The organism is Ruegeria sp. YTSC199, from assembly GCF_059609725.1.
Genome location: NZ_JBXWMF010000006.1, coordinates 1 through 19,453 on the forward strand (window position 1 = coordinate 1; position 19,453 = coordinate 19,453).

21 protein-coding genes are annotated in these 19,453 nt (G+C 54.0%); 13 read left to right on the forward strand and 8 right to left on the reverse strand.

The genetic code is table 11. The annotated features are described in order from the left end of the window. Positions 1-356: 356 nt before the first annotated feature. The 5 genes from AC2FEE_RS07100 to AC2FEE_RS07120 all read right to left on the reverse strand — a co-directional run bounded on the left by AC2FEE_RS07100 (position 357) and on the right by AC2FEE_RS07120 (position 4,870). The gene (locus AC2FEE_RS07100) at positions 357-1,370 is read right to left on the reverse strand and encodes an alpha/beta fold hydrolase (protein WP_496864031.1); all 1,014 of its coding nucleotides are present in this window, start codon (positions 1,368-1,370) and stop codon (positions 357-359) included. 9 nt (positions 1,371-1,379) lie between these two features. Continuing rightward, positions 1,380-2,819 carry a glutamine synthetase family protein gene (locus AC2FEE_RS07105; protein WP_496864032.1) on the reverse strand — a complete coding sequence of 480 codons (1,440 nt, stop codon included), beginning with the start codon at positions 2,817-2,819 and terminating at the stop codon, positions 1,380-1,382. 102 nt (positions 2,820-2,921) lie between these two features. Further along, a complete protein-coding gene (locus AC2FEE_RS07110) occupies positions 2,922-3,320 on the reverse strand; it encodes a cupin domain-containing protein (RefSeq protein WP_108859955.1) in 399 nt (132 codons plus the stop codon). A gap of 4 nt (positions 3,321-3,324) precedes the next feature. Further along, the gene (gene gloA / locus AC2FEE_RS07115) at positions 3,325-3,759 is read right to left on the reverse strand and encodes a lactoylglutathione lyase (RefSeq protein WP_496864033.1); all 435 of its coding nucleotides are present in this window, start codon (positions 3,757-3,759) and stop codon (positions 3,325-3,327) included. A 19-nt stretch (positions 3,760-3,778) separates the two neighbouring features. After that, on the reverse strand, positions 3,779-4,870 hold the full coding sequence (locus AC2FEE_RS07120) for an aromatic ring-hydroxylating oxygenase subunit alpha (RefSeq protein WP_496864035.1): 1,092 nt from the start codon (positions 4,868-4,870) through the stop codon (positions 3,779-3,781). Between the two features lie 522 nt (positions 4,871-5,392). Here AC2FEE_RS07120 and AC2FEE_RS07125 point away from each other — a divergent pair. From AC2FEE_RS07125 to AC2FEE_RS07140, 4 genes are all read left to right on the forward strand, one after another. Further along, positions 5,393-5,839 carry an Lrp/AsnC family transcriptional regulator gene (locus tag AC2FEE_RS07125; RefSeq protein ID WP_496864393.1) on the forward strand — a complete coding sequence of 149 codons (447 nt, stop codon included), beginning with the start codon at positions 5,393-5,395 and terminating at the stop codon, positions 5,837-5,839. 572 nt (positions 5,840-6,411) lie between these two features. Then, positions 6,412-7,143, forward strand: coding sequence for an IS6 family transposase (locus tag AC2FEE_RS07130; RefSeq protein WP_496864037.1), 732 nt, complete (start codon positions 6,412-6,414; stop codon positions 7,141-7,143). A 404-nt stretch (positions 7,144-7,547) separates the two neighbouring features. Continuing rightward, complete coding sequence (locus AC2FEE_RS07135; protein WP_496864039.1) at positions 7,548-8,717, forward strand: DUF3300 domain-containing protein; 1,170 nt, start codon at positions 7,548-7,550, stop codon at positions 8,715-8,717. A 1-nt stretch (position 8,718) separates the two neighbouring features. Beyond that, entirely contained in the window at positions 8,719-9,609 is an 891-nt protein-coding gene (locus AC2FEE_RS07140; RefSeq protein WP_496864041.1) for a DUF2950 family protein, read from the forward strand. Between the two features lie 541 nt (positions 9,610-10,150). Here AC2FEE_RS07140 and AC2FEE_RS07145 read toward each other — a convergent pair. After that, entirely contained in the window at positions 10,151-10,816 is a 666-nt protein-coding gene (locus AC2FEE_RS07145; RefSeq protein WP_496864043.1) for a GntR family transcriptional regulator, read from the reverse strand. 42 nt (positions 10,817-10,858) lie between these two features. After that, entirely contained in the window at positions 10,859-11,245 is a 387-nt protein-coding gene (locus AC2FEE_RS07150) for a YciI family protein (protein ID WP_496864045.1), read from the reverse strand. A gap of 84 nt (positions 11,246-11,329) precedes the next feature. Between AC2FEE_RS07150 and AC2FEE_RS07155 the strand changes: the two genes are divergently transcribed. The 9 genes from AC2FEE_RS07155 (at position 11,330) to AC2FEE_RS07195 (ending at position 19,186) form a co-directional block, all read left to right on the forward strand. Continuing rightward, positions 11,330-12,214, forward strand: a complete 885-nt coding sequence (locus tag AC2FEE_RS07155) for a fumarylacetoacetate hydrolase family protein (protein WP_496864047.1) — start codon at positions 11,330-11,332, stop codon at positions 12,212-12,214. Then, positions 12,211-12,876 carry a malonic semialdehyde reductase gene (locus AC2FEE_RS07160; RefSeq protein ID WP_496864049.1) on the forward strand — a complete coding sequence of 222 codons (666 nt, stop codon included), beginning with the start codon at positions 12,211-12,213 and terminating at the stop codon, positions 12,874-12,876. The genes AC2FEE_RS07155 and AC2FEE_RS07160 overlap by 4 nt, the downstream gene beginning before the upstream one ends. A gap of 146 nt (positions 12,877-13,022) precedes the next feature. Beyond that, entirely contained in the window at positions 13,023-14,096 is a 1,074-nt protein-coding gene (locus AC2FEE_RS07165) for a C4-dicarboxylate TRAP transporter substrate-binding protein (protein ID WP_496864050.1), read from the forward strand. 31 nt (positions 14,097-14,127) lie between these two features. Continuing rightward, the gene (locus tag AC2FEE_RS07170) at positions 14,128-14,679 is read left to right on the forward strand and encodes a TRAP transporter small permease subunit (protein ID WP_171126190.1); all 552 of its coding nucleotides are present in this window, start codon (positions 14,128-14,130) and stop codon (positions 14,677-14,679) included. Continuing rightward, complete coding sequence (locus AC2FEE_RS07175) at positions 14,676-15,980, forward strand: TRAP transporter large permease (protein WP_496864051.1); 1,305 nt, start codon at positions 14,676-14,678, stop codon at positions 15,978-15,980. Before AC2FEE_RS07170 ends, AC2FEE_RS07175 begins: the two co-directional genes overlap by 4 nt. A gap of 10 nt (positions 15,981-15,990) precedes the next feature. Then, positions 15,991-16,857: a dioxygenase family protein gene (locus AC2FEE_RS07180; protein WP_496864053.1), complete on the forward strand. Its 867-nt coding sequence runs from the start codon at positions 15,991-15,993 to the stop codon at positions 16,855-16,857. Positions 16,858-16,878: 21 nt separating this feature from the next. Next, positions 16,879-17,685, forward strand: a complete 807-nt coding sequence (locus tag AC2FEE_RS07185) for an amidohydrolase family protein (RefSeq protein ID WP_496864054.1) — start codon at positions 16,879-16,881, stop codon at positions 17,683-17,685. After that, complete coding sequence (locus AC2FEE_RS07190; protein WP_496864055.1) at positions 17,682-18,059, forward strand: FixH family protein; 378 nt, start codon at positions 17,682-17,684, stop codon at positions 18,057-18,059. The genes AC2FEE_RS07185 and AC2FEE_RS07190 overlap by 4 nt, the downstream gene beginning before the upstream one ends. A 59-nt stretch (positions 18,060-18,118) precedes the next feature. Continuing rightward, a complete protein-coding gene (locus AC2FEE_RS07195) occupies positions 18,119-19,186 on the forward strand; it encodes a cytochrome-c peroxidase (RefSeq protein ID WP_496864057.1) in 1,068 nt (355 codons plus the stop codon). Between the two features lies 1 nt (position 19,187). Here AC2FEE_RS07195 and AC2FEE_RS07200 read toward each other — a convergent pair whose 3' ends face one another. Next, positions 19,188-19,442, reverse strand: coding sequence for a hypothetical protein (locus tag AC2FEE_RS07200; protein ID WP_496864059.1), 255 nt, complete (start codon positions 19,440-19,442; stop codon positions 19,188-19,190). Between the last annotated feature and the right edge of the window lie 11 nt (positions 19,443-19,453).

Sequence of the window (19,453 nt, forward strand, 5' to 3'; positions counted from 1 at the left end):
CTCCTTTCCTAGCAGTCGATAACAACTGCACTTTGGCACGTTCGATGCCGGTGGAGCAGGAGCCATCCACCTCATCCGCTTTGGGCCGTTCGTAAGGTCTGTGTGATGTGGGGCAGGTGACAATGCTGCACCGGCTCTGATGGCCTCCTTGAGCCAATTGTTTCGAATGCTGCGACTCGCATCGACGTCTGCTATGCGCAGTAACGTGGACTTGGCATTATAGAATGAATTACCCAGAGCGTAATTATTCCTAAACCACCATGTTTGCGGTTCTGTTGCCGAATTGCTGCCCTTCACTTGAAGGAATGTACCAGTCGCTATTGAATGAGTGCAATCTCTCAGTTGTTTACTTGGTCTTATTCTTCTAGGAGCTCGCGGATATTGACGTCCAACTGTTCCGTAAAGCCCTTGTCATTGCCAGGATTGGCAGCGCAATGACCCCATGGCGAGTCATAGGGACGGAAGATGGCGTTAGGCATGTGGCGGGCTTCGATTTCATTATCTTCGGGTGGGAAATATAGATCCTGCGTGCACGGCATCAGGGTGGCGCGAGCCTTGATGGCGCTAAGGGCAAGTTTGAAATCCCCTTTGTAAAGCGGCCCAGCAGAGATGTCGCCAGTCTGCCAGGTGGCAAGCTTGACCAGTAGATTGTTGGCATCCCAGCCCTGCACATGGTCTTGTTCCCAATCTTGCATCAGCTCTTCAATGGATCGGAATCCCAGCTGCTCATAAAGCCTCTCGCGGTAAAAGGTCTGAGAGAAAGCCCAGCCTGCGTAGACCCGACCAAAGGCCTTGAGCCCTGCCTCGGGCGGGCTGTCATAATTGCCGCCGTTCCAATTCTGGTCCGCGCAAAGAGCGGCTTTGACCCCTTCGAGGAAGACAAAATTATGCGTTGAGGTTTTGGCCGAGGCGCAGAAAGGCAAGATCGCTTGTACCATTTCCGGGTATTGCGCCGCCCATTGATAGGATTGACAGCCCGCCATTGACCAGCCGGCGACCAGCGCGATCTTTTCGATGCCGAGGTGATCTTGGATCAACCGATGCTGCGCCGCGATATTATCCCACATCTGCACCAACGGAAATCTCGGGCCGTCTTGAGGGGAGGGCGTATTCGAGGGCGAAGACGAACGGCCATTGCCGAACAAATTTGGACTGACGATGAAGTGGCGGCTTGGGTCAATAGCGCGACCGAGGCCGAAGAACCCTTCGTTCCGAGTATTTGTCCCCGTGTAGAAGGTCGGTAGGACGATGACATTGTCACGGGTGGCCGACAACGTGCCGTAAGTTTGATAGGCAAGCTTAGCGTCGTTCAAAACCTGACCCGATAGAAGCGGGAAGTCTCCAAGGTCGAATGTCCTAAACTCATCCACGGCCATCTTTCAGTACAGCCTCAGATACTCTTGCACTTCCCAGTCAGTGACCGATTGGTGATAACGCTCCCATTCGTCATTCTTGTACTCGAGATAGGAGTTGCGCATCACGCGCCCCATCACATGTTCGGCCATCTTGTCATGACGCAGAGCCTCAATAGCGTTGAACAAAGTTCGCGGAAGCCTGCGTATACCGAGCTCGGCAAGCTCGGATTCAGTCTTTGAGTACAAATCAAAATCGGTTGGCTTGCCCGGATCGATCTTGTTTTTGATGCCTTTTATTCCGCAGCTCAAGTGCATCGCCATCGCGAGATAGACATTCATAGTCATGTCACAGGCGCGATTTTCGATGCAGTGACGGCTTTGCGGAAGGCGGAACTGGGCGGATCGGTTGTTGAAGCCGTAGGTGATGTTGGTCGGTGCCCAGGTCACCGTGCCACCCTCAAACCCACCAACGCGAGGCACCAGACCGTTGTAGGAATTTACTGTCGGACAGGTGATCGCCGTGATTGCTTCGGCATGCTGCATCAACCCGCCAACGGCCCAACGGCTTTCGTCGCTCCATTCGCCATCGGGCGTTTCAAAGATATTCTCGCCTGGACGGCTGTCATGCTGCATCGACATGTTGATATGTGCACCGGAGCGCCAGTCGCCAACCGTGGGTTTTGGCATGAAAGTCACGAACATCCCATGCTGTTTCGCCACCTCTTTCAGGGTAATGCGCAGGAATGCTAGCCGGTCAGACATCTCCAACATATTGGTATAGTGGAAATCGAGCTCGAACTGCGAATATGCGCCTTCGGCCACCACGTCATGCAGGTTCCAGCCCATTCCCTCGATGATGTCGATCAGGGTTTTTAGGAATGGCATCGAGTCGATGGAATACTCAACATCATAGCCAAATGCCTGACGACGAGGGCGAAGACCATCTGCAGGGTCATCGTCAAATGCCTTAACCGGCTGCCCGGCGTCGTCGTATTTCATTACGATAAACTCTGGCTCGACGCCAGCAAAGCCGGAGTATCCTTCAAGCGCGGCCTCGTGCATGGCGCGTTTTAATGCCTGACGCGGACAAACGTTATAAGGAGCGTCTTCCCAGTAGAGGTCCGAAAAGATGATCGCCATCGATGTATCCCATGGGCACACATAGACCGCGTCGAGATCCGGTACTACCACCTGATCGCTGTCGGCAGGGCTGAGCTCCGGCACGTAAGAAATCGAATGCACCGCGAATTGTGGCCCTTTTCCAAGGCACAGCGGTTCAAAATCGCTCATTGGTACGGGTTTGGTTTTTGGAATGCCGTGCAGGTCAATCCAGGCGGCCATCACATATTTGACTCCGGCCTCTTCCAGACGTTGCCGTACCTCCGCGATACGCGGGCGGTTACGCTCGACAGCGTCGTGGAATGTTTCGTAGTAAATGCGGGTGCTGGCATTGTCCTTGGGCATTCGGCGTCCTCCCATCGAATGGCAATCAGATTTGGTTCACCGAGGGTGCCTCCTCAGTGTTGGTGCTTGTTTCGGTTGTCTTGTCGCTCAGCGAATAAATGCTTAGCCGGGGACAAAATCGTCAGGGTCGATGCCAGGAACCTGTGTGATCCCGGCAAGCTGTTTCCAGTTGTGAGGGTAGGCGGCATAGAAGATTACGCATTTGCCGTCGGACTCGTAGGAAATGTGGTTGTCCTTCGGGACAAACAGCACATCACCACGATTGCAGACATAGCTTTTGCCATCGCAAACCAGTCGGAATGTACCCTCAAGGCAATAAATGATCTCGTCGCAGGTCAGATCCCACGGCACCTTGATGTTGTTCAGGACGTTGATGCCGCCGCACATGGACTTGCTGAATTCGCTGGTCACCATCGGTTTGATGTAGGTGTCGCTGTCGCCCATCGAGTCGTAGCGGTTTTGAACCAGATCGAATTTGAAAAGTTGAGGTGTATCACCCATGTGGTCAGCCTTCCTGTGCCAAGTGTTTCAGTATGGATTCGTTCAATTCGACCTTGTAACCGTCCGGGTCCTCGCAAAAGGCGATGACCCGAGTGCCGTTTTTCATCGGTCCCGGCGGGCGTGTGATGTTCACCCCTGCCGCGGCCAGCTGTTCGCACGCGGCATAGACATCCGGAGTTTCGATGCAGATATGACCCCAGCCGTCGCCCTTGTCATAGGGCGTGTCCTGATCCCAATTGGCGGTCAGTTCCAGCGTGGGAAACTCGGCCTCGGGCCCGTAACCGATAAAGGTATTGGTGAATTTGCCTTCGGGATAATCCGTGCGCCGCAGCACTTCCATACCCAGAATTCCGCAGTAAAACTCCAGCGACTTTTCCATGTCTGTGACCCGCATCATCGTATGGGCCAGACGAAACCCTTTGGATATGGACTTGTTCATTGGTCTTGTTCCTTCTTGCTTAGGCACCGGCCACGTCACGCTCGATCAGATCCTGAAAGGCGCGCACGCTGTCCTCCCACGCGGGCGACAGCAGGCCCCCATCTTTGGCCACCGGGGATTTGCGGCCCTCAAACATGCGCTCGACCATCTCGTGATCTTCCTTGTGGACATCCCACCAAAGGTTTCTGAGGGCCTGGACTTCCTCAGCGCTCAGCTCTTGGCCTTCGGTGGTGTATAGTGCCCGGTACTGACGCATCTTTCCGGGGCCGATGGGCACGTTCAGATAGACGCCCAACTGATCCGGGAAATAGCGGCCCAGAATGAAGTTAGGGTACAGCGTCAGATAGCGAGAGCTGACACCCAGACTGCCGGATGTGCCTAACTCTTCGTTCAGGTCCACCGCGCTGCCGATGCAGGTGCCATCGGTGATGGTATAGTGATTTTCCAACGGTTGATCGGTCGTCGAGGCATGCACGAACTGGACGTGATACGGCTCGATAAAGTTCTCCATGATCAGTTTCCAGTTGGTGCCGATCTCACCAAAATCGAGAAGGCCGATTGGTTCCACCCTTGTGAAATCCATCCCCTCGAGCCGGCTAATCAGAGGCGCGGCATAGTCTTCGAAATCAGGCGCGTTCCCATCCAGATTGACGAAAATCCAATCATGCCAGACATGGGTCCGTACGGGTTTCAGCCGGTGCTCCTTGATGTCAAAACCGTCGAACTCCTGCTTTCCGGTTCCGGCAAAATGCGGTGCAGCCCGCAGGCGTCCATCCAGATCATAAGCCCATGCATGATAGGGGCAGCGGATCAGCTTGCCGACATTCTTGGGCTTGTCGACCAATGTCATGCAGCGGTGCAGGCAAACATTGTGAAACACCAGGATGTCGCCATCACGACCGCGCACTGCCAGCAGTGGCAAGTCGGCGCAAGTGACTGGATGCGCATCGCCTGGGTTGGCTATCTGATGGGCGAACCCGATGAACACCCAGTTCTTGGCCAGAACCGTCCGGCATTCCTGCTGCCAGAACTCTTCGCTGCGATACGCCTCGGCGGTCAGCCCGTGCTGAGGCCCACCAGCGGCCTGCGCTCTTTCCTCGGCAATTGTCATTTGTCCTCCCTTCGACACTGCCACCTGCACCCGTGGATCCAACGGTATGCGTATGGTTTTCACCGTTTCTCGCGGATGGCCTGCTTGCAGGCTCTGTCCCACCGCGCCGGGGTTGAAATTCTTAGTCTACGAATATCGCATATTTCAGCTGTCCATTTTTCGATATTCGCTACTGTTCGAGATTTTCAGGCAAGAATCAGAAATAATCTGGTCAAAAAACGGCACCTAAGTACGAATTTCGAATTAACCTGTCGCGCCGGTAACGAGATCCGCAATTTCAGTAGGATATTGCGGATAATTCGGCAAAGATCCCGAAATATGGCACTTGGATTCTGCGTTGTTTAGATCGAAGGATGTCGTTTTCCGCACTTCCTTCCAGAGAATTCCCAAGGGATAATTGCGGATTACGATACTCTCACATAATCTCAGTTACGAATACAGCAATCGAGCATCAGGTATATGGCAGTCAAAAAGCAATCGAACACGAGCGCCACTCAGAGCATTCGATCCCCAAGGGATGACTTGAACCAGCAGATCATCCGGCTTTTGCAGCAAGATGGTCGGATGGCCTTTTCTGAAATTGCGCAGCGGTTGGATGTGTCCGAAGGAACCATTCGCAACAGGGTGAGCGGGCTGCGAGACAACAACATGTTGCGGATCGTTGCGATGTCGGATCCTGTCGCCACAGAATACACAACCGACGCGATGATTGGGTTGAATGTGGCGATTGGCGTGACCCCACGACAGGTGGCAGAGCGGCTTGAAAAGAACCCTCGGGTCGTTTTCATCCTATGGGTCGCGGGTCGTTATGACTTAATCATCGAACTCGTCAGCGACGACGGTGACGCATTACAGGAATTTCTTGAACATGAAATCCACGCGAGCGACGATATTGCCAAGGCCGACGTTATGCCGGGGCTGAAAAATTTCAAGAACCAGTTCCTGCTAAAGCAGGGTGTGAGGGAGTGATTAGGAAGAAGTCGATCGCTGAAGCCAATAGGGCGAAAGGATTTCAACAGGGTTTTTGGGGAGATGTTCAGCGCCGATCTTAACGCCGCCCGACGGAACTCAGCCTTCCGAGCCGGCCGACATTGTCGGACTATTTGCTTTGAATGTTGGCTCCTGCAGCGAATTACCGCTTCGGGATACGAGCGGTCTTTGAGCCAAGATAAACGGATGGGGCACGTTTGTCCGCACACTGTGAGTTCGAACCGGTCATGATTTTGGGTGCGCAGCGAATGGCAGTAAAGCAGACTACGGCCGCAGAAAACCGAAGGTGCGGTGAAAGGCAGCCCAGGGCCGCGAGTCAATGTACCGGCGTCCTACCTGCCCACGTATTGCAACGCATTTAAATGGGCTCGGAGTTGCTTGTCCTATCAGCAGAAGCTGAAGCAGGCTCGCCGCATCAAACCTCCGCCGGTGCGATCACTTTTCCTCACTGCAATGTGGAAACTGGCCTTTATCTCAGGGCTCAATCCGGTGCGGGTCTTGTCAGAAGAACTTGAGTTGAGCAGGGCAGGGCGGTTGCGTAGCTTTTGCCCATGACCAGACCTGCCTCTTTCAAGTACTTCAAAACCAGCCCCGATATCATCCGCTTTGCGGTGATGCTGTACATCCGATTTCCGCTCTCACTTTGGAGTGTCGAAGATCTGCTGCACGATCGAGGCATCGACGTCAGCCACGAATCTGTCCGATGTTGGTGGAACAGGTTTGGCCCGATGTTTGCTTCTGAGATCCGAAGAAAGCGTGTTCAGCGGCTGCGCGCGTTCTCCAAATTGAAGTGGCACGTGGACGAGGTTTTCGTGAAGGTGAATGGCAAGCGTCAATATCTTTGGCGGGCTGTGGATCACGAAGGCGAGGTGCTGGAAGCCGTAGTCACCAAACGCCGAAACAAAGCTGCAGCACTGAAATTCCTCAAGAAGTTAATGAAGCGGCATGGTTACGCTGAAGTGATCGTGACCGACCGTTTTGCATCCTATAAGGCTGCGCTCAGACAATTGGGTGCACTCGAAAAACAGCAGACGGGAAGGTGGCTCAACAACCGCGCTGAGAATTCGCACCTTCCTTTCCGACGAAGAGAACGCGCCATGCAACGTTTCAGGCGCATGCGAAGTTTACAGAAATTCGCGTCCGTTCATTCCTCCGTCTACAACCACTTCAACCAGGAAAGGTCGCAAATCAGCGGAGATACCTTCAAGTTGACACGCACCGCCGCTCTCGCCGAGTGGCGCGAACTTGGTGCGGCAAAAAAGGCAGCTATGCTGGCTAGCTGAGACTGGTTCGAATTTGTCTGAATGCACCCGAAGATGTTCTGAGCATCGCTGAGCGCATCGATATCTGAGCCACGTTGGCGAACGGTCCCGCCGTTCGCGATTCCAAAGCGGGTGTCTGTCCCTCATGCAGTGTTGGTCGGTCCAGAACCCAAAGCGAACACTCGCTCAAACTTGGTTGGGTGTTCATTATTATCCCAAAACCGTCTATTTGACTGATCGGTTGCCAGAATCGCAGTCTTAGGTGATCCTTCAAGAAATCGAAGGATCGCAATATGTTTAGGTTTATATTAATTGCATTCGGTATTTGCGTATCTACTTCCGCGTTAGCGCAAGAGTCGTCCGAAGATGTAGCGGCAATAGATGATACCTCGGCGAACTCGTCCAGCCTGCTAACTGACGCGGAGTTGCAGACATTAGTCGCCCCGGTTGCTCTTTATCCCGACACGCTACTCATACAGATATTTGTCGCGGCCACCCAGCCATTGGAAATTGTTAAGGCTGAACGGTATTTGCTGGATAACGCCGACCGTGATCCTGTTGAACTTGAACCGGAAATCGAAGCAATGGGATGGGATCCTTCTGTCAGTGTATTGGCGACGGCGTTCCCCGAAGTTGTTGGTCAGATGGCCACCCATATAGACTGGACCGAGACAGTCGGCACAGCCATGTTGGCCCAATCCGATGATGTGATGGATGCGGTGCAGGTCATGCGGGACCAGGCAATTGACAGCGGCGCTCTTGTTTCAGGACCCGAGCAAACTGTCGAAGTTTCTGACGATGACACAGTCGTAATTACACCGACAGAACCCGAAACAGTGTACGTCCCTCAATACAATCCAGAAACGGTCTATACTGGCCCGTCAACCGGGGATGTTGTGGGCACAGCGTTGCTGACTTTTGGCGCTGTTGCCCTGATTGACGAAATTTTTGACGATGACGACGATTGGTATGACTACTGGGGGTGCCGAAATTGCGGTGGCTGGGGCGGTGGTCCGATTTATAGAAATCCAGACATCGACATTGACATCGATGGCAACGTCAATATCGGCAACGATATAGATTTGGGCGACCGAACGGATATCGGGTGGAACCCCGATCCTGACCGCCAACAGGAGGCCCGGGACAAAATTGCAGACCACAAAAGGCCTGAAGGTGGCCGTGGCGACTTGCCGGTTAACCGTCCTGACGGTCGCACGGATGAGCTGCGTGCAAAGTTGAGCCGAGAATCTGGTGCTGCAGATATAAGCCGGGACCGCGGGGCGGCCGCGGCTGCGGTCGGTGCGGGTGCAGGAGCTGTTGCAGGCGGGGCTTTGGCGAACCGGGGCAACGCTAATCGGGACAAGGCCGCAGCAAAGCAACAGGCCATTGATCGTACCAAACGTCCAGATGCAGCGAAAAAGCCAGTCGCTCAAAGACCGCAGACCTCTAAGAAGCCGCAGGCGAAGAAAGCCGCATCGACGCAGGGCAAGCCCAGGGCATCCAAAGGGCAAGCGATGAAGAAAAAAGCGTCCGGTAGCAGAACTCAAAGCGCGTCCAAGCGTGGACACGCTGCTAAAGGCAAGCGGAGACGGTAAGATGCGTAGATCAGTATTTACAGTTTTGTTGCTCGCGGGGACTACAAGCCCGGCCCTCTCTGACGGAGCCAGATTCGATACCCCGCAAACCGCACTGGATGCTTTTGTTGATGCGTTAAAGGCCAATGATCAGAGCAAACTGCTCGAAATTTTTGGTCCTGAAGCCGAGGATTTAGTGGGAACGGGTGATCCGGCGGAAGACCAAGAAAGAAGGCAGGAAGTGCTAGGCATGTACGCTGAGGGGTATCGCTTTCAGCCTGAGGATGAACGGGTTGTACTACTTCTGGGTGAAGACAGTTGGCCTTTTCCAATCCCAATTCTGCGTACAGATGACGGTTGGCGCTTTGACTTGGAAGCTGGGATCGAGGAGCTTTCAGCCCGCGAAATAGGCTTGAATGAGTTGGAAGTGATCGAATTGCTCGAGGCCTATGTTGACCTGCAAGCAGCATTCCGGCTTGTGGACCATAACGGGAATGGCGTTATGGAATTCGCTCAGACGATCATTTCTGATCCGGAAGAGCAAAACGGACTATTCTGGCCTGGAAAAGACAGCTTTGTTGGTGCAGCGCTTGCCCGCGCCGCAGCTTCGGGGTGGAGTGACGGTCAGGTTGACTATGAAGCTGAACCGTTTCTTGGCTATTATTACACAATCCTGCAAGAGCAGGGCCCCAACGCTCCAGGGGGTGCCTACCCCTATTTTATCGGGGAACACTTCGTTGCAGGACATGCCTTGCTGGCAATACCGGCAGACTACGGAGAAACTGGTATCCATTCCTTTCTGGTTGGCGAAAACGGCACAGTCTACGAGGCAGATTTCGGCCCGGAGACACTCAGTATTGCAGCTGAAATTTCTGCCTATGATCCAGACACGAATTGGTCACCGGTCGAGTAATATTTGGATTTATAGTGGCGCTTAAGCTCTGCGCTTTGCTGAGGCCGCTATTTGCGGTTCGTGTGACAAGCTTCGGTTCGATGGTTGCGGGTACCCGAACAGGCTCAGACTGGATCGCTCTTGCATCACCCATTGTGACTGTGAGCAAATCGCCCGTCTTACGAATTGATCCATTCTTCTGCCTTCTCACGTTTCGACTGAATGACCGAAAAGTCCGCGTCTTGATATTCAATAAACCACGCAGCGAACGGACGGTTTGGACTTCGCTCCCAGAGCCGGTCTTCAATGACCGCTCTGACGATATGGGCTTCAACGCAGCAACGAACTTGCCGCAAGAGCAAACAAATGCTGCGTCAGCAAGGCCGCCAATCAGCAGAGATACCCTCAAGTTGACACGCACCGCCGCACTCGCCGAGTGGCGCGAACTTGGTGCGGCACAAAAGGCAGCTATACTGGCCTAGCTGAGACTGGTTCGAATTTGTCTGACAGCACCTGTCTGACAGCACCCAACAGATCGCCCAGAAACCAGTTCCGCTGCATTTCAGGAATCCATCTGGCTGCTCAGGTATTCACCCGTTCGGCGGTAATGATTGAGCAAGTGCCGGGTCGCGTTGTCTGCGTCGTGGTCGAGTGCGGCATCCAGGATTTGCTGATGTTCTGCTGCAATGTCGCGCTTTTTGTAGCTTGGCCCGCCCGCCGCCAGATAGCGGTAGCGAATGTTGAGGTCATAAAGCTGGGAGCAATACCGTAACAGCAATGGCAGCTTCGAATTGTCCAGCAAGGCCATATGAAACGCTTTGTGCGTGTCTTCAAAGTCGGGCGTACCTTTTTGACTGGCCTTTTTCATATGGTGGTGACGTAAAACAAGCCTGTCCTCCCAAGCTCCACCGGCATTGGTGATCGACGCGCGTAACGCGGTTTCCTCTAGGTTACAACGCAGCAATAGGATTTCTTCGAAGTTGCATTTGCTGACCGGTGCGGCCCGAAACCCGCGCTGATCAATCCGCTCGACCAGCATGTCAGAGGTCAGAAGGCTAAGCGCCTCGCGAACCGGGCTTGCGCCAGTGTCCAGCAGACTGCGGAGTTGTTCAATTTTGAGCTTCTTTCCGGGAGGTAACTCGCCTGTCAGGATCATATTGCGCAGCCGTCGATACGCACTATGAGTGGCTGATGTCTCTTTACCCTCGGTATCAAGCATGGCGTCCATATCCGACTGTTCCTCTTAGAATGCGCAAACTTCTGGGTGCTTCTAATTCAGGGTGCTCGTTCCGGTCGATAGGCCGACTGAGAGGTTCAGCGAGCCTTCGTTAATCATCCAGCGCCGAAGCACAAAACTGCGCGCCCCGCTTTTATGCATCGGATCGTCCTCGGCCAGCTTGCGAGCGGCCTCGAGGCTATTGGCGCGATAGATGATCAGGCCTAGTCCTTGCATGTGCTCACCAGTCTCATCCGACATTGGCCCGGCAAAAGCCAGCTGCCCCGAGCGTTCAAGCTGCGCCTGATATGCCAAGTGATCGGGTAGTGATGCCTTCACATCTTCGGAGGCTTTGGCTGGTGTACTGAGTGCAGCGTATAACTCTAAAGCCAGAGCGCCACGGCTCTTTGCTTCTGATTTGTAGTCTGCCCAGGCAACCATTAGCGCTCTCCAAAAATATCGATATAATTTGACATATTTCAATATTGTCGGCAAAAATCAAGCGAACTGATATGGATGGTGAAAATGAAATACCTGGTGGGAGAGACTTCGGAAGGCACTGCGGTCTTTGCCGTGAATGGCGAAAATGCAGTAAACTTAACGGATTTGGACTCTGGTGTCGGTACAGATTTGATGGGGCTGCTTACCAATCCGGGTTTGAGCGACTCACTAGCCGTTAAAACCTCGGCGGCAGAGTCTGTGCCAGTCTCGACTATCACGCCGGCTTTGCCAGTGGCCGCCCCCGGCACCATCATTTGCATGGGGTTGAACTACACCGACCATGTCAAGGAGGGTGGGTACGATATTCCCGAGTACCCCACGCTGTTTATGCGTGGAAAGAACTCAATTATGGCGGCTGGCAAGCCGATGGTCCGACCGGCGGCTTCCGAGCAATTCGATTACGAAGCGGAATTGATGCTGATCGTGGGAAAGCGCGGCCGCCACATCTCGGAAGAAGACGCGCTGGACCATGTTTTTGGTTATACCGTTTTCAACGATGGGTCGGTGCGGGACTATCAGCGAAAAACGGTTCAATGGACGCCGGGTAAGAATTTTGACGCCACAGGTGCAATAGGCCCTTTCACCGTAACTCAGGATGAATTGCCCGAAGGCGCTTCGGGCCTCATGATCGAAAGCCGCGTTGGCGATGAGGTTTTGCAAAGTTCGAATACCGCCAACATGATCTGGGGTGTCCGCCAGGTGATCGCGACAATTTCGGAATTCATGACACTGGAACAGGGCGATCTTATTGCATTGGGAACACCGCCGGGCGTGGGGCATGCCAAAAAACCCGGCCCTCGGTGGTTGAAGCCGGGCGAAATCGTTGAGGTTGAGATCGAAGGGATCGGCATATGTGCCAGTCCGATCGTTGACGAAAAAAGTACCAGATCGAAGGTGGCCGCAGAATGAGCGCACCGACCGGGGCAGAGCTGGAGGCACTTCGCGCCAAGGCGCAGCAAGATCATCGTGATCTGCGTGCGCGCATTCCTCGTCTGTCGGATGACGCAATCGCCTTGATCCTGCGCGAGTCCAGGTCTCACTACGCATGGACTGACAAACCGGTCCGCGATGAGTTGCTTGAAGAGATTTACGACATCACGATCAACGGCGCGACCAGTATGAATACACTGCCTGCGCGGTTCATTTTCGTGAAAAGTGCTGAGGGCAAAGAGCGGCTGGCCAAGTCTTTAAAACCAAAGAACGTGCCAAAGATGATGAACGCGCCAGTCACGGCCATCATTGCCTATGACATGGAGTTCTGGAAGGAGCTGCCCTTCCTTTTCCCACACGAAGATCGTCGACCTTTGTTCGAAAACAACCCCGACTACGTGGCCGACACTGCGTTTCGCAACGGAACGCTTCAGGGCGCCTACTTCATGATCGCGGCCCGGGCTGTTGGTTTGGACGTTGGTGCCATGTCAGGCTTTTCGAACAAGATCGTCGACGAGGAGTTCTTTGCAGGAACCACGCTCAAGTCGAACTTTCTGTGCAACCTGGGGTACGCGGACGAAACCGGTTTGTTCCACAAACTGCCGCGTTTTCCATTCGAAAAGGTTTGCTCATATGCATGAGGAAATGACGCAAGTGGGGGGCCAGTCGGCCAAGTACTTTGCCGTCGCAATGTTGCGCAAATCGGTAGGTGTGAATCTGACTGACAGCCGGGGGTCACGCGAACAAATAAAGGACAACAAGATCAAATTTTCTGGGAGGAGAGACAATGAAAAACTGGACCAAGCGCAGTCTGCTGGGTGCTGCCGTGGCAAGCGCCATGGCGCTGTCAGTCGCAGCAGAAGAGACCATTTCAGCTGTCGTAATTGATGGTTACCCGGATCGGGCCTTGTGGGTCAAAGAATTCACAAACTTCTTTATTCCCGAAGTGGACAAGCGGTTGGCTGAGTCCGGTAATTACAAGATGAACTGGCAGGAGAATTATGGCGGCTCAATTGTAAAACCCAAAGGTGTTCTGGAAGGCGTACAGCTGGGTTTGGGGGACATTGGTATCGTCACAACCATCTTCCATTCGTCCAAGCTGCCTAGTCAGGGGATTTCGGGATCGACACCATTCGTCGCGTCGGATGCCCGCGCAGTGGCCAAGGCGGTTGACGAAATCGCGCGAGAATACCCGGCCATGCAGAATGAGTTCGCCGCGCAAAATCAGGTTTACCTGGCGACGGGCGTTGTTCTCGACACATATCAAATGTTCTGCTCAGAACCGATCGGGACAGTTGCAGACCTTGAAGGACGCAAGATCGCGGGTGCCGGCCTGAACCTGCGTTATCTTGAGGGTATTAAGGACGCGGCTGGCGTTCGCGGTGGCCTCACAGATTTCTACAACATGGTTCAAACTGGCCTTGTCGATTGCGTGATGATTTGGCCCGAAGCTTCCAAGACGTTCAAGATCGTCGAAGTGGCCCCTTACATGTTGAAGGCGGACCTTGGTGCGGTGAATACAAAGACAGTCACTGTCAACGCCGATTACTGGGCGAGTCTGCCCGATGAGGTCAAAGACGTACTCCAATCGGTAGCTATCGACTACCGTGACCATGTGGCAGGCATTGCGATGGATCGAGCTGCAGCGTCACGAGATGCCTTTGTCGAAGCTGGCGGATCGATCGTTGAAATCTCGGACGAGGATCGTGCTGCGTGGGCAAATGCGATGCCCAATGTTGCGCAGGAATGGGCCGCAACGCTGAACGAAAACGGCGAGCAGGGCACGGATATGCTGGCGGCGTATCTCGGCAAACTTCAGGATGCCGGTTTCACAGGGGTGCGCGACTGGACGGTCGAATAACCATCCGGCGACCCGAGAAAAGGGGTCTTACATGCTGAAGACTGCTGTTGCTGTCCTGTCGCGGGTTGCCAATTCGCTTGCAATCGCTGCCAACGCTTTGGGTACGCTTGTCGTGCTGGCGTTGGTGGTTATCCTAAACGTGGATGTCGTTGCGCGCGGTCTGTTTTCTGCCCCTCTGCGCGGAACCTACGAGATGGTGCAATTCTCGGTCGTGATGATCGTTTTTCTGCAATTGGCGGACGTTGTCAGAGTGGACCGGCTGACGCGATCTGACGGCTTCCTGAACCTTCTGCACCATCGCCGCCCCGGCCTGACGGCCAACCTGAGGCGCATCATCAACGCCATCTCGGCAATCTTCATGGCTTTGATTGCCTATGTGACCTTTCCAGAATTTCTTCATATGTGGGAGACGCAGGACTACTTCGGAGTGCCAGGTCTTTTCACATTGCCATGGTGGCCGGTCAAACTGGTCATCGCGTGCGGTACTGCGCTTGCCTGCGTGATCTTCCTGCTCAAGGTCGTCACGGCGCAGGACCGCCCGCAACTTATTCGCACCCCAGAGCATGACGAGGCCGCAGAATGACGCCGATTGAGATTGGCCTGATCTCGGTCATTGCAATCGTTTTTCTGATTTACGCGGGCGTTTACATACCTATCGCTCTGGGTGTGGTCTCGTTCGTGTCGATTTGGCTGATGCGGGACAATTTCACGCTCGCGCTGAACTTGCTCAAAGTGGCAGTCGGCGACAGTGCGATGGAATACAGTTTTGCAACCATTCCGCTGTTTACCTTCATGGGGCTCATCGTTTCAAAGGCCGGGTTGGGCAGGGACATTTACGAAGTCATGACCATGCGGTTTCGCAAAGTCAAAGGCGGTATAGGTATGGCCACAGTCGGAGCGAACGCCGTCTTTGCTGCAGTGACCGGGTCGTCAATAGCCTCCGCATCCGTTTTCACCAAAGTCTCAGTACCGCAGATGATGGCGCAGGCCTATAACCCGCGCTTTGCTGTTGGCGTGGTCGCCGGGTCTTCTGTATTGGGAATGATCATCCCGCCTTCGGCGATGCTGATCATCTATTCCTTTGTCGCAGAGCAATCTGTGGGGGACATGTTCCTTGCGGGGGTCATTCCCGGAATCATGTTGGCAATCGCTTATGTCGGCGCGATTTGGGTTATGGGTCGCTTCACCCCAGCATTCGTCGGTGGCCGCGTTGTCGAAGACACCGAATGGATGTCAGGGCGCGAGATCGCATCCAAAACCCTACCAACGTTGTTCATCATCACGGTGGTGCTTGGCGGAATTTACACTGGGTGGCTAACTGCAGTCGAGGCTGGTGCAGCCGGGGCACTGGTCGCGTTGATCATTGCAGTCGTGCGCAAGTCCATGACTCCAAGAGCGTTCTGGGACGCATTGCTGGAAACCGGTCACATCACTGCGGCGATCCTGTTCCTGATCACTGCGGCGTCGATCTATAGTCGTATGCTGGGACTGGCCGGGCTGCCCAATCAGTTGCAAGACTTACTTGCGGGGAATTCCGCGTCCTTTTGGTCGATCATGCTGCTCTATGTTCTGTTGATGCTGTTTCTGGGAACATTGCTCGACACAGCTTCGATCATTCTGATCGTTGTACCGTTGTTCCTGCCTATGGCCGAAGCGCTGGATATGTCGCTGATCTGGTTTGGGATCATCACAGTGGTCGGAGCTGAGATCGGGCTTTTGACTCCGCCGCTAGGCATATCTTGCTTTGTTATCAAATCCACGATCAACGATGACCGGATATCACTTAAGGACGTGTTCATGGGCGCGCTTCCCTTTGCGTTCGTGATGCTGATCGTCCTGTTCATTCTCATCGAGTTCCCGATCCTCAGCCTTGCCCTGATTTAAGGAGGCCAAGATGCGCTCTGTCACCAAAGACAATATCACCGACGTCTTCATGGGTTATCTGTCCGAAGATTCCGATCCACGGATGCGTGAAATCATGGGCTCCCTGGTCAAACACCTCCACGACTTCGCGCGGGAAACCAACCTGACGCATGACGAGTGGCGCGCCGGGATTGCGTTTCTGGAGGGATGTGCTGCCGTGGAATCCGAGGACAGGCATGAGTTCGTGCTGGCCTCGGACGTGTTGGGCCTGTCCTCATTGGTGGACATGCTACATTCCAGTGCAGACGCGACCAGTTCGTCTGTATTAGGCCCATTTCACGTCTCCGGCGCACCGCCACTGCCATACGGTGGCGACATGAAACGTCACTACGGCGGGCCGGTCCTCCTTGCAGAAGGTGAGATCCGGGATACCGAGGGTAATCCGATTGCCGGTGCAGAGCTCGACATCTGGCAGACGGCACCAAATGGAATGTATGCAAGCCAGGATAAAGAACAGGACACCTATTCTTTTCATGGCCTGATGACAGCCGGAGAGGATGGCAGATATGCGTTCACCACAGTCAAACCAGTCGAATACACGGTGCCATCGGATGGGCCCGTCGGAGACATCTTGCGGGCGTGTGGTCGCCATCCCTGGCGACCGTCGCATCTGCACTACATCGTCAAAGCCCCCGGCTACCGATCTTTGGTGACCGAGATATTCCCGGACGACGATCCCTATCTGGATCAGGACACGGTATTCGGTGTTCGGGACGATCTGGTGATGACCTATGTTGAACGGCCCGCGTCGGAGTTTCCCGACGGTATGGAGCTCTCCGGTAAAATCACCGAACCTTTCTTGCACGTGCATTTCGACGTGACGCTTGCCAGAGTCTGAACGATATTGAGGAGGCTTGAGGTGCTCAAACGTATCTTCATTTTAGGTGCTGCGCTGTTTTGCAGTAACGCCATTGCAGAAGAGCGCCCGATCTTCGACGCGCATATTCATTACAGCCACGATGCCGTCAAACTGGTTCCTCCAGAACAGGTGGCCAGAATCCTCCGGGACGCGGGCGTTCGTAAAGCCCTGGTTTCCAGCTCGGATGACAATGGCACTCAACTATTGTTGGCCGCAGCACCAGATATCGTTGTTCCGGCACTGCGCCCTTACCGTCGTCGCGGTGAGATCAACACCTGGATGCACGATGGAACTGTAATCGACTATCTCGAAGCAAATCTGGCCGAGAACGACTACGAAGCCATCGGTGAATTTCACGCATACGGGGACGACATCAAAACGCCGGTTATCCAACGTATGATCGCACTGGCAAAGGAACGGAACCTGGTTCTGCACCACCACGGCGATCGCGATGCCGTCGACCTGATCTTCGAAACCTGGCCAGAAGCTCGGGTGTTGTGGGCCCATTCTGGTTTTGACGACCCGGCTAGTGTTGTCGATGCTCTAGATACCTATCCTAGGCTTTGGGCGGATTTGGCATTTCGTTCCGACATGGTTTCACGAGGCCACATCGACCCGGATTGGCAAGCTGCGTTCGAAGCGCATCCTGATCGGTTTATGGTCGGTACAGATACCTTTGCACCGGAACGTTGGTACTACGTTGGCCCGCACGCAGATTTTTCACGCGAATGGCTGGATTTGCTTCCAGACCAGATCGCGGACAACATCGCATATGCCAACGCAGAGCGTCTGTTGGCATCAGAATGATCCGTTGGATTGTCTGGTTTTTGGCATCTTCCGGCGCGGCCGTCGCTTGTGAGGCGACGGGGCAACGGATGGGTTCGGAAACTCAGAACGCGCCTGCGGTGCATGTGGCTGTCAACGAAATTCCGTTGGCTCAACCGTTTTCAATACTAGTCACGGTCTGCAATGAAGCTATCGTGAGTGATATGCGTGTCGATGCAATCATGCCTGCTCACCAACATGGGATGAACTACGCTCCCAAGGTAACCGTGATGGGCGACGGCGTGTTCCGTGTCGATAATATGCTGTTTCACATGCCGGGATTGTGGACGCTACAATTGGACATCGATTTCAACGGGCAAACGGTATCCTACACTTCTGATATTGCGCTGAAATGAAGTTGTGGGTGACAGCTGCGCTAGTCGTCCTGACGAGTTCGGTGCGTGCAGAAGTCCTATTGTCAGAAGATGAAATCCAGCAAACGCTGTCCTTCGGGCCGTGGCCACCATCATTCCAATCTGATCAAAGCAACAGGGTTTCAAACGATCCACGAGCGATTGCGCTGGGCGCGGCCTTCTTCAACGATCCTGTGTTGTCTGTAGACGGTGCGTTTGCTTGTGCAAGTTGTCACGACCCCGAGCAGGCGTTTACCACGTCCGAGCCGCGTGTATTCGGTCGCGTTCTGATAGATCGGAATACACCATCACTGCGGGATCTTGCTGGTCTGCGATGGTACGGGTGGGGCGGAAAGAGCGATAATCTTTGGGCAGCCAGCTTGCATCCGATCATCGAAGAACAAGAGATGGCGCACAGCAAAGAAAGCCTAATGAGAGCCATTTCCGAGAGTGCGTATATTGAAGATTTTGAGGTCATTTTTGGCGATGTTCAAAGCCAAGACCCGGAGCAGGTCTTGGTAAACACTGCTAAAACTCTGTCAGCTTATCTGGAAACGCTAGTAACAGAGCGGACACAATTTGACGATTTTCGGGATGCTTTGGAGCGCGGTAATCTAGAAGAGGCTGCGAACTACCCCGAAGCTGCCCAGCGAGGCCTTCAGCTCTTCTTAGGGCGCGGGAACTGTGCGCTCTGCCACAATGGCCCGAGATTTTCCAACAACGAATTCCACGACGCGGGCGTGCCATATTTTCTGAGTGAAACCGAAGTCGACGAAGGCCGGTTCGGAGGGCTGAACTTCTTGCTCTTAAGCGCATACACACTGGACGGCGACTGGAATGACGATCCGGACAAGCAAGGTGCATGGGCGGTTCGAAATGTGCGCAGGAGCCATTCTGATTTTGGGACCTTTCGTACGCCCAGTCTGCGAGGCGTGGCCGAAACCGCCCCGTACATGCATGACGGCAGCCTAAATGATCTGGACGCCGTGGTCCGACACTATAACGAAATTGACATAGAAAGGCTTCACGCCGATGGCGAAGCCATACTCTCTGAACTGAATTTGTCCGAGCAGGAAATCGCAGACCTGGTTGAGTTTTTGGAGACTCTGTCCAGCGTTACGCGACCTTGAGTTACTCCAATGCAGCCTGAGCGCCACCTTTGCTGTGAGGCATGCCGCTTTTGACGAGTCCCATTTCTACGCCAGACAAAGTGCCCATCAACCCTAGATCGTTGAAATCACCCAAGTGACCTATTCGGAATACTTTGTTGGCTACTTTGGATAGACCACTTCCAAGTGAGATATCATAGTGCTCCGGCGTCGTCGCACGAAAGGCATCAGCAGAATGTCCCTCTTCGAGGCTAACTTGACACAGCAGGTCTTTCATTACTAAATTTG